This window comes from Phytoactinopolyspora endophytica (assembly GCF_004138495.1).
Classification (GTDB): domain Bacteria; phylum Actinomycetota; class Actinomycetes; order Jiangellales; family Jiangellaceae; genus Phytoactinopolyspora; species Phytoactinopolyspora endophytica.
Genome location: NZ_ML142867.1, coordinates 47,900 through 56,804 on the forward strand (window position 1 = coordinate 47,900; position 8,905 = coordinate 56,804).

11 protein-coding genes are annotated in these 8,905 nt (G+C 69.5%); 8 read left to right on the forward strand and 3 right to left on the reverse strand.

The window, feature by feature from the left end:
* Both ELR45_RS27955 and ELR45_RS27960 read right to left on the reverse strand, forming a co-directional pair.
* Positions 1 to 384: (2Fe-2S)-binding protein (locus ELR45_RS27955; protein ID WP_205857401.1), on the reverse strand; the 384-nt coding region annotated here is incomplete at its 3' end.
* Positions 385 to 403: 19 nt separating this feature from the next.
* Positions 404 to 1,204 (reverse strand): FAD binding domain-containing protein, encoded by an 801-nt coding sequence (locus ELR45_RS27960; RefSeq protein WP_129669253.1) that lies wholly within the window; start codon positions 1,202 to 1,204, stop codon positions 404 to 406.
* A gap of 111 nt (positions 1,205 to 1,315) precedes the next feature.
* Between ELR45_RS27960 and ELR45_RS27965 the strand changes: the two genes are divergently transcribed.
* Positions 1,316 to 2,026: a GntR family transcriptional regulator gene (locus ELR45_RS27965; protein ID WP_165368166.1), complete on the forward strand. Its 711-nt coding sequence runs from the start codon at positions 1,316 to 1,318 to the stop codon at positions 2,024 to 2,026.
* A 17-nt stretch (positions 2,027 to 2,043) separates the two neighbouring features.
* Here the strand turns inward: ELR45_RS27965 and ELR45_RS27970 are convergent, their stop codons facing one another.
* On the reverse strand, positions 2,044 to 2,844 hold the full coding sequence (locus ELR45_RS27970; protein ID WP_129669255.1) for a GntR family transcriptional regulator: 801 nt from the start codon (positions 2,842 to 2,844) through the stop codon (positions 2,044 to 2,046).
* A 216-nt stretch (positions 2,845 to 3,060) separates the two neighbouring features.
* Here ELR45_RS27970 and ELR45_RS27975 point away from each other — a divergent pair, with 216 nt between their 5' ends.
* The 7 genes from ELR45_RS27975 to ELR45_RS39350 form a co-directional block, all read left to right on the forward strand.
* The gene (locus ELR45_RS27975) at positions 3,061 to 4,842 is read left to right on the forward strand and encodes a PEP-utilizing enzyme (RefSeq protein WP_129669256.1); all 1,782 of its coding nucleotides are present in this window, start codon (positions 3,061 to 3,063) and stop codon (positions 4,840 to 4,842) included.
* 20 nt (positions 4,843 to 4,862) lie between these two features.
* Complete coding sequence (locus ELR45_RS27980) at positions 4,863 to 5,690, forward strand: PEP/pyruvate-binding domain-containing protein (RefSeq protein ID WP_129669257.1); 828 nt, start codon at positions 4,863 to 4,865, stop codon at positions 5,688 to 5,690.
* Between the two features lie 13 nt (positions 5,691 to 5,703).
* The gene (locus ELR45_RS27985; RefSeq protein ID WP_129669258.1) at positions 5,704 to 5,997 is read left to right on the forward strand and encodes a putative quinol monooxygenase; all 294 of its coding nucleotides are present in this window, start codon (positions 5,704 to 5,706) and stop codon (positions 5,995 to 5,997) included.
* Positions 5,990 to 6,658 (forward strand): histidine phosphatase family protein, encoded by a 669-nt coding sequence (locus ELR45_RS27990; protein WP_129669259.1) that lies wholly within the window; start codon positions 5,990 to 5,992, stop codon positions 6,656 to 6,658. The genes ELR45_RS27985 and ELR45_RS27990 overlap by 8 nt, the downstream gene beginning before the upstream one ends.
* A gap of 11 nt (positions 6,659 to 6,669) precedes the next feature.
* Entirely contained in the window at positions 6,670 to 7,554 is an 885-nt protein-coding gene (locus ELR45_RS27995; protein ID WP_129669260.1) for an FAD binding domain-containing protein, read from the forward strand.
* Positions 7,551 to 8,045 carry a (2Fe-2S)-binding protein gene (locus tag ELR45_RS28000; protein WP_129669261.1) on the forward strand — a complete coding sequence of 165 codons (495 nt, stop codon included), beginning with the start codon at positions 7,551 to 7,553 and terminating at the stop codon, positions 8,043 to 8,045. Before ELR45_RS27995 ends, ELR45_RS28000 begins: the two co-directional genes overlap by 4 nt.
* A partial coding sequence (locus tag ELR45_RS39350; protein WP_205857402.1) for a xanthine dehydrogenase family protein molybdopterin-binding subunit occupies positions 8,042 to 8,905 on the forward strand: 864 nt, incomplete at its 3' end. The genes ELR45_RS28000 and ELR45_RS39350, both read left to right, overlap by 4 nt.

An 8,905-nucleotide genomic window follows, 5' to 3' on the forward strand; every position in this document is an offset into this window, starting at 1 on the left:
TTTGACGTCCTCTGTGGTCGGGTTCGGGTTGCGCTCCAGGAGCGCCTCCGCGGACATGATCATGCCGGGTGTGCAGAAGCCGCACTGCGTCGCGAAACCGTCGAGGAACGCCTGCTGCACGTCGTCGAGCACCGGACCGTCGGCAAGCCCTTCAACCGTCCCGACGGCAGAGCCGTCAGCGGTGACGGACGGGACGAGGCAGGAGACGACAGGGTCACCGTCGAGCAGGACCGTGCACGAGCCGCAGGCGCCCTGGGCGCACCCGCGCTTGGCGCCCGTCATGCCGAGCTGGTCACACAGGCTGGCCTGCAGCGTGGCGTCGGGCTGGGCCATGAACGCCCTGTCGACGCCGTTGACCTTGAGTGTGACGATCTTGACCGTCATGGCGATGAGTCCTTCGGTGTCAGTGGCCGAGCAGGGCTCGGCGGAGGTGGACGGGGAAGACGCGGCGGCGGTACCACGCGGAGGCGTAGGCGTCGTCGACGGGCGAGATCTCGCCCAGACCGGCCTCGGCTGCTGCTCGCACGGTCGTCTCGTCCAGGGGCCGGCCGACGAGCGCCTCCTCGACGGCACGGGCGCGTACGACGCGGGGGCCCACCCCGCCGAGGGCAATCCGGGCGGCTTCGACGACCCCGTCCGCCTGCGTGAACGTGGCGGCGACGGTCACGAGCGACGCCGAGTTGAAGCGTCGGCGGGACGCCTTGACGTACCTGAACTCCATGGGGCCGGGGATGTCGAAGCCCACGTCCGTGACCAGCCCCGAGGGACGCTCATCGGTGACCAGGTCCTGGACCGACGCGACACGTGGACCGCCCTCGTCTACGACACCGGCCTGCGCGTCGAGGGCTACCAGGGCCACCGCCAGGTCTCCGTGCGGCTGGGGTGCGAACAGGTTGCCACCGACCGTCGCCAGGTTGCGCACCGGCACGGAGGCGATCGATCGGACCACGGGGTTCAGCACCGCCAGTCGCACGTCGCGCTCCACCTGGAAGAGCGTGCTTGCCGCCCCCAGCGTCACTCGCGAGCCGTTGACGCGGATCTCGGCCAGACCCGCACGTCGCAGGCTGACCAGCTCCGTGGGCTCCGACGCGTGGTCGTTGAGCCAGGGCATCAGGAGAGTGCCCCCACCCAGGGCCGTACCCCCGGCGGCAACCAGGAGGGCAGCGGCGGACGCGTCCCCAGGAACGTGAACCTCAGTCAACATGCGACTCCTTTTATCGATATCGATAATCGAAGGGTATTGGGTCTGACTATGCTGGTCAAGACACTAGGTAAATCGGGCGCACGCGGCCGGGCCGTCGGATGGAGGACGTTCGTGACGATCGAGCCTCATGCCGGCGACCACCGCCCTATCCGTCGGTCCAAACCGACGTTGAGCGACACCATCCGCGACGGGCTGGTCGAGCTGATCATCTCCGGCGAGCTCCACAGCGGCGAGCGTCTGGTGGAGACGAAGATCGCAGCGGACTTCGGGACGAGCCAGGCACCGGTGCGCGAGGCCCTGCGCGAGCTGGAGGGCCTCGGGCTGGTCGAGAGTCGGCCGCGGCGAGGGCGCCACGTCCTGCCGTTCGTCGAGCAGACGCTCCGTGAGGCCTACATCGTCCGCGCCGCCTTGGAGGAGACCGCGACGCGGCTCACGATGCTGAACGGCAGTCTCCCGCTCGAGGCCATGCGCGACGACGTCGCCGACATGTACCGCTGTGCCGCTGTGGAGGACGAACGGGCGATGAGCTTGGCCAGCGCTCGGTTCCACCGCCGCGTGGTCACCGCCAGCGACAACTTCCTGCTGGAGCGCGCGTGGGAAGGGCTGCAGATCGAGGCGCGTACGGCGATCGCGCTGGTGGTGGCCAACCCCGCGCTCCAGCACGTCGCTGAGGAGCACGATGAGCTCCTCCGAGTCATGGAGACGGGCGACGTCGAGGCAGCGTGCCTGCATGCGCGCGCTCACCAATGGATCTACGCCGACTTGCCCCACGACATGCACGGGACCGCCCGAGCGGCGAAATTCGGCAGCGAGGACTCGTAGTCCCAGCGCGCGTCGCGCTACTCGTTCGAGACGACGTTCGTCTCGAACTGACCGCCCTCGCCGGTGCCTACAGAGACCTCCGCTGCTGCACCGTCGACACCGGCAGCACCATCGTCGTCGGTACCTTCGCCGGCCGCAGTACCGTGGACTCCTTGCTCCGGACTGCGCGCCGGACGATGGATGTCCATCTCGAGGGAGGCGAAGAACTCGATGTGGGCCTTGAGCTCGGAGGCAGCGAGCCCGCTGTCGCGCAGCTCGAGCGCCCGCAGTACGGGCCGGTGCATCTCCGCGATCATGCGCAGATCCCAGTGCGCTTTGATCGCGCTGATGAGCGTGACGGTCTCGATTCTCAGCGAGTGCCACACGTCCAGCAGCACGGGGTTGCCCGCAGTCTCGACGATGATCTCATGAAACCGCCTGTCGTGTGTCAGTTGCGCCCGGACGTCGTTCTGCACGGCCGCGCGGCGCATGCCCTCGACCTCGTCGGCGAGGGCAGCGACGACCTCGTCGGTCATGCGGATCGCGGCCTCTCGTCCAGCCATCTCTTCGAGCGCGGCACGGACCGGGTACATGTGGCCTAGTTCCTCGGGCGTGACCTCGCGGACCCGGGCGCCACGGTGCGGCCGGGTCTCGATGAACCGCATGCCCTCCAGGTCGCGCAACGCTTCGCGCACGGGGGCCTGGCTGGTCCCGAACTCGCGGGCCAGCTGGCTCTCCACGACACGGGCTCCTGGCGGGTAGGTGCCGTCCAGGATCCGCTCCACCAGGCGGTTCCTGATCTCCTCGCGAAGCACCGTACGGGTCAGGGCATGGGCCATGTGATTGGAACCTCCGAACATGTTGATCGATTATCGATCTATAACCGATCTTGTGATCGGATTATACTCTCGACTCTTGCCTCGACCTAGCACGAGTCTCGCGGGCATTTCTCGCGAGTCTCATCGATCTCTTGACGGTCGTGAAGCCTGACGAGATAATCGATAATCGCTAGCGCCCTCAGGTATCCTGCCTGAGACCGACAACGGAGTGGGTTGATGACTGGAAGCAGTGCGCGCGCAACGTTCTTCGGCGACGACGAGTTCCCGATCGCGTGGGACGAGGGACAGCGGGAGCTGTTCTGGGTCCACGATGACCTCCACATCCCGAACCCCGTGTCGCCGATGTATGCCGACATCGGCGGCTGGTGGCTCAAGTGCGACTACATGTTCCGCCGTTTCGGCACGCCGTTCGCGTCCGATTGGATCATGAAGGTCATCAACGGCTACGTGTACACGGCGGCCATCCCGGCTGCTCCCGGCATCCACGCCGAGGCGAGCGAGTTCGGCGCGCGCTACACCCCGCGCACCCCGCTCGACGCGCGCTACGCCACGGAGATCGCCGCGTACCTGGATTGGACGCTGCCCCACTATGCGGAGAACTTCCTCGGCTGGTGGAGTGACCGGTACGTTCCGGAGATGGAGCGCAACTTCGAGCGCTTCGACACCTACGACACCGACTCCGCCTCGCTGATCGAGTTGGCGATCCTGCTCGAGGATGCGCTGGACATGCACGACCGTCACTGGCAGATCCACTGGGTGCTCAACTTCGCCCAGTTCTCCTCCACGCTGGCCCTCAACAACGCGATCGGGGAAGCGAAGGGCGAAGGTGACCACAGCGGCCTCATGGGCCGGCTGCAGAGCTCGACCGAGAACCGCAACTGGGACTCGATCGAGGAGCTGTGGCGCATGAAGGAGCTCGTACGCAACAACAGCGGCGACGTGGCCTCCGCGTTTACCAAGCCCACGGCCAAGGAGGTGCTGCGAGCGCTGGAGTCCACCGAGGCAGGTCGCCGGTTCATCGCCGAGCAGGTCGAGCCGTACCAGGGCGTGTTCGGCTTCAAGTCCATGTGGGCCCACGAGTTCGCCTACAAGACGTGGCGCGAGGACCCGGCGCCCATCATCGAGGCCGTGCGTGGCTATCTCGAGACGGATTACGACTTCCCGAGCGAGCGCGAGGCGGTCCGCCGCGACCTCGAAGCCGCCCGGCGCGAGGCGCTCGAGGGCGTCCCCGAGGGCCCGGCGCGAGAGACGCTTGAGCGCGCACTCGATCTGGCGCTGCGCATGAACCCGCTGACGCCGGACCACCACTTCTACATCGACCAGGGCACCAACGCCCGGGTGCGACTCGTGTTGATCGCCATCGGCCGCGCGCTCGTCGCCGCCGACGTCCTCGATGACCCGGAGGATGTGATGTTCTTGCGGTACAACGAGCTGCGCACGGTCATGGCCGGCTCCTTCGCCGACGACGTGCGCGAGCTCGTCTCGGACCGCAAGGACGAGCGCGATGAGGCTTTCGACCGCCGCCCGCGCGACTGGGTCGGCACCGCCACCGACCAGGCGCTTGCCTTCCCCTACCTGAAGAACTGGGGCTTCCCGGAGAAGTTCGAGCGCGAGGCGGATGCCTCTGGCGACGTCGTCGGCGGGCTCCCGGCATCGGCCGGCGTCATCGAGGGCACCGCCCGCGTCGTGTTGACCCCCGAGGAGTTCGATCTGGTGGGGAGCCGGGAAATCGTGGTCTGCCGGATGACCTCGCCGTCCTGGGTCGTGCTGTTCACCCGCATCGGCGGCCTGGTCACCGACGCCGGAGGAATGACCTCGCACCCGGCCGTCGTCTCTCGTGAGTTCGCGATCCCCGCCGTCGTCGGCACCTCGGACGCGACGCGCCGCATCCGCACGGGCGACCGCATTCGGGTCAACGGCTCCGCCGGGCAGGTCGAGATCCTCGAGCGCGCCGGAGGCACCGCCGGTCGACCTCTCGCCCACGCCAGCCAGCTCTGACCCGTGACGGAGGATCCGCAATGACGCAGACGACCCCACTAGTCCTGCCGTTCACCGACCCCCGCTGCCGCGACGTGACACTCACCGGCGGCAAGGGTGCGAGCCTGGCGACCATGACGGCCGAGGACCTGCCCGTCCCACCCGGCTTCGTGGTCACCTCGGCGGCGTTCGAGGCGGCGCTCGATACCGAACTGCTGCGCAAGCGCTGCCGCGCGCGCGACATCAAGGGTGCGCGGGAGCTGGTCCGCGCCGCCCGCCCGCCGCGCGATCTCATCGCCGAGCACTACGCCACCCTCGCCGGCCTGGTCGCCGTGCGGTCCTCGGCCTGTGCCGAGGACTCCGAAGGCGCCAGCTACGCGGGCCAGCAGGAGACCTACCTCAACGTCGGGTCCCTGGAGAAGGCCCAGGAGATGGTGGTCGAGTGCTGGCTGTCCTTCTTCACCGACCGGGCCGTGTTCTACCGCGAGGAGAAGGGCTCGCTCGACGACGTGGCGATGGCCGTCGTCATCCAGCAGATGGTCGACTCCCAGAAGGCCGGCGTGATGTTCACGGTGGACCCGGTGCACCAGCGCCGCGACCGCATTGTCGTCGAGGCCGCCCTGGGCCTGGGTGAGAACGTGGTCAATGGCGAGAACACGCCGGACTGGTACCTCCTGAGCCGCAAGGGCGAGATCAAGCGGAGCCGGATCATCGCCGACCCGGTGCTCGCCGGCGACGAGGCCCGCCGACTGGCCGAGCTGGGCGTGCACCTGGAGGGTCTGCATGGCTACCCCCAGGACATCGAATGGGCGTTCGACCTTGACGGGGCGCTGTTCTTGCTCCAATCGCGCCCGATCACCACCGTCTGATCAAGGAGGATCCATGGCCCACGTCGTCGTCGCGCACTGGCGCGCCCGGCCCGGCAGCGAGGCCGAGGTGCGGGCCGTCATCCACACCATGACGGCCCTGACCCGCCAGGAATCCGGCTGCCTTCAGTTCCAGGCCCAAGAGTCCACGAGCGAGCCCGGCACGTTCCTGCTCTACGAGCAGTACACCTCAGCCGCCGCGGTGGACGAGCACAGAGCCACCCCGCACTTCGTCGAGCACGTGTTGGGCCGCGCCGTATCCCTGCTGGAACACCGGTCCGCGCAGACCTACGAGACGATCGATGTCTGAGCGCGCGCAGCGCCTGCTCGTCCTGCGCCACGGTGAGGTGGCGTCGCACCGCGGCGACGTCCCGGTGACCGACGCCGGCTTGGAGCATGCCCACGAGGTGGGCCGGCGCCTGGCCGCGCTGTGCCACGAGGGCAAGGTGACCCAGGTACTCAGCGGGGAGACCCGGCGCACCCGGGAGACAGCCGTGGCCGTGGCCGACGGCGCCCGGGCCGCCGGAGCCGCCGTGGACGGACCGCGCGTCTCCTTCGCGCTGCGCAACCCCGACCTGTATGTCGCGGGCCACCGCGTCGACATGGTGTCCTCGGCGCAGGCGCTTGCCGCCCAGCTCGACGGCGTGGACGTCGCGGCCGCCGGAGCCGTGCCGTTCTTCCGCACCTTCATCCCCCACCGGGACCGGATCGGCTTCTGGCTCACGCATCCGTCCCCGCCGGGGGACGACGCCGCCACCGTCGCGCGCCGCATCCGCGCGTTTGCGGCGAGCCTCGCCGACCGGCCGGAGGTCGCCCTGACGGTAGCGGTCACGCACTCCCCCGTCCTGCGTGCGCTCGCCCTGGATGCGATGGGTGTGGACAGCGGCGAGCCCGAGTGGGTCTCGGGCCTGGACGTCGAGATAGGCCCGGACCGCGAGGCGCGCGTCCGCGTCCTCGAGCACTCCCCCTGACGGAGCCCCGTATGCACCCATTCCGCTACTCCCTGCCCGGCGCCCTGCAGGACGCCGTCGACCTGCTCGCCGAGCACGGTGAGGACGCCTGCCCGCTCGCGGGCGGCACGGACCTGACAGTCGGGCTGCGGCATGGCACGGTCCGGCCGCGCATAGTGGTGGACCTCAAACGGCTGGCCGACCTGCGGCCCGGCGTCTCGGCCGAGAACGGCGCGGTCGTCGTCACCGCGCCGACGGTGCTCACCGAGTTGACCGCGCATCCCACCGTGCGCAGCGCGCTGCCCGCCCTGGTGGAGGCGGCCGACGTGGTCGGATCGGTGCATATCCGGCACCGCGCCACCCTGGCGGGGAACATCTGCAACGCCTCACCGGCCGCGGACACCGTGCCGGTGCTGGCCGCACTCGAAGCCTCCGTCGTCCTCGAGGGACCGGAGGGTAGCCGCCGCCTCCCGGTGGCCGACTTCGTGCAGGGCAACCGGAGCACCGACCTGCGCCGCGGCGAGCTCGTCGCGGTCGTCGCGATTCCCCTGCCCACGGACCCTTGCGGCACTGCGTTCGCCCGGATGACACGCCGGCGCGGAGTGGACCTCGCAACCGTCAACGTGTGCTGCACCGTGTCCCATGACGGCACGGTGACGTTCGTCTACGGCGCGGCCGCACCCCGGCCGGTGATCGTGCGGGACATCACGGGGACGCTCGCCGCACCAGACGCGGACCGCGCGGCCGTCGACGCCGTGCTCGACCAGATCCTCGGGCGCACGACGCCGATCACCGACGTGCGCGCCAGCAAGGAGTACCGGCTGGCCATGCTGCGGGTGCTGAGCCTGCGGGCCCTGCACCGCGCGCGGGAAAGGCTTGCCACTCAAGAACTCGCCAGGCAGGAGGGGGACCGATGACCGACCCGCACCCCATCGAGGTGGACACGCATCGCATCGAGGTGACAGTCAATGGCGAACGCCGCACTGTCGTCGTCGCCGCGTACACCGTGCTGCTGGACATGCTCCGCGACACGTTCGACCGCACCGGGAGCAAGGAATGCTGCGCGGTCGGCGAGTGCGGTGCGTGCACGGTCATGGTCGACGGGCTGACGGTGAACTCCTGCCTCGTGCTGGCCGTGGAGGTCGACGGCGCCGAGGTCACGACGGTCGAGGGTCTGGCCGAGCCGGGCTCGCTGTCCACGCTGCAGCAGGCGTTCCTGGACCACGGGGCCGTGCAATGCGGATTCTGCATCCCGGGCATGCTCATGTCCGCCCAAGGGCTGCTCGAGGAAAACCCCTCCCCCGACGTCGGCGAGGTGCGGGAGGCGCTGTCGGGGAACCTGTGCCGGTGCGCCGGGTACAACCGCATGTTCGAGGCCGTGCTGTCCGTCGCCGAGGACGCCCGATGACCACCGCCACGGGACGCACGCCGGCCGACCTGCCACCGGCCTCGATCGGCACCAGCCGAGCCCGGGTAGGCGGACGCGAGCGGCTGGACGGCACCCAGCAGTTCCTCGCCGACCTGCGTCTCGAACGGCTCGCGCACGTGAAGCTGGTGACCCTGGACGTCGCCCGCGCCCGCATCCTGTCCGTGGACGATTCAGCGGCCCGGGAAGTCCCCGGCGTCCTGGACGTCGTGACCGCCGCCGACCTGCCGGCGCAGCGCTTCGGCCCAGCGTTCGAGGACCGCCCGGTGATCGCCCTGGAGGAGACGAAGTACCACGGGGAGCCTGTCGCGGCTGTCGTGGCGGAGACCGAGGACGCCGCCGAGTGGGCCGCCGACCTTGTGCGCGTCCAGCACGAGGAGCTGCCGGCCGTCGTCACCCTCGCCGACGCGCTCGCGCCGGACGCCCCGCTGGTGCAGGAGCCGTCGATCCGGGTGGAGGATGACCCGTTCGCGACGACGAACGTACTGCGCGAGCGCTTCTTCACCTGGGGGGACGTCGACCAGGCCACGGCCGACGTCGTCGTGGAGGGCACCTACACCTTCCCGATGGTCACCCACTTCGCCATCGAGCCGCACGGCTTCATCGCCTCCGCGGACCCGGACGGCGGCCTGCGCCTGTGGAGCCCGGTGCAGCACCCCTACCTGCTGCAGCGCATGATGGCCGACCTCTTCGACCTCCCGCTGTCCAAGGTGCGAGTCTTCGCCCCGGACCCGGGCGGCGGCTTCGGCGGCAAGCAGAACCCCAAGCTCGAGCCGCTGCTCATCCACCTGTCGATGCGCACCGGCCGGCCGTGCCGGCTGGTGCTCACCCTGGAACAGACG

Bases quoted from the DNA above. Each gene is read 5' to 3' on its own strand.
- ELR45_RS27960 (WP_129669253.1), bottom strand. From the start codon at position 1,204: ATGTTGACTGAGGTTCACGTTCCTGGGGACGCGTCCGCCGCTGCCCTC.
- ELR45_RS27970 (WP_129669255.1), bottom strand. From the start codon at position 2,844: ATGGCCCATGCCCTGACCCGTACGGTGCTTCGCGAGGAGATCAGGAAC.
- ELR45_RS27975 (WP_129669256.1), top strand. From the start codon at position 3,061: ATGACTGGAAGCAGTGCGCGCGCAACGTTCTTCGGCGACGACGAGTTC.
- ELR45_RS27980 (WP_129669257.1), top strand. From the start codon at position 4,863: ATGACGCAGACGACCCCACTAGTCCTGCCGTTCACCGACCCCCGCTGC.
- ELR45_RS27985 (WP_129669258.1), top strand. From the start codon at position 5,704: ATGGCCCACGTCGTCGTCGCGCACTGGCGCGCCCGGCCCGGCAGCGAG.
- ELR45_RS27990 (WP_129669259.1), top strand. From the start codon at position 5,990: ATGTCTGAGCGCGCGCAGCGCCTGCTCGTCCTGCGCCACGGTGAGGTG.
- ELR45_RS27995 (WP_129669260.1), top strand. From the start codon at position 6,670: ATGCACCCATTCCGCTACTCCCTGCCCGGCGCCCTGCAGGACGCCGTC.
- ELR45_RS28000 (WP_129669261.1), top strand. From the start codon at position 7,551: ATGACCGACCCGCACCCCATCGAGGTGGACACGCATCGCATCGAGGTG.